Origin of the sequence: Streptomyces morookaense, from assembly GCF_013030945.1 — a bacterium.
GTDB lineage: Bacteria > Actinomycetota > Actinomycetes > Streptomycetales > Streptomycetaceae > Streptomyces > Streptomyces morookaensis.
This window is the reverse complement of sequence record NZ_JABBXF010000228.1, coordinates 1-399: the sequence shown is the minus strand read 5'-3', so window position 1 is coordinate 399 and position 399 is coordinate 1. Positions and strand designations below refer to the sequence as shown.

Genomic DNA, 399 nt, shown 5'->3' with positions numbered 1-399 from the left:
GCCTACTGGAACGACCTGCTCGCCGACTTCCATCCGGGTGACCGGTTCACCGCCGGGGCCGGTGCAGCGCACGCCGAACAGTTCGTCCTGGGCGAGCAGGACACGCGGGACCTGCTGGGTCCGGCGCACCGCGCGTACCACACGCACATCGACGACCTCCTGCTGACCGCGCTCGGCTGCGCCCTGGAGGCCGTCGACGGTGGGCGCACCCACCACGTCCTCGTCGAGGGCCACGGCCGCGAGGACATCGACCCCGCACTCGACGTCTCCGGCACCGTCGGCTGGTTCACCACGCTGTACCCGGTACGGCTCCCCCTGGGCGCCGAGCTCGGCGAGAGCATCCGGGCCGTCAAGGAGAGCCTGCGCACGGTCCCCGACAAGGGCATCGGCTACGGGCCG

Annotated in this window: 1 protein-coding gene; it reads left to right on the top strand. The window is 72.4% G+C overall.

Annotated features, from left to right (window positions below):
• Positions 1–399: condensation domain-containing protein (locus HG542_RS34290; RefSeq protein ID WP_171088350.1), on the top strand; the 399-nt coding region annotated here is incomplete at both ends.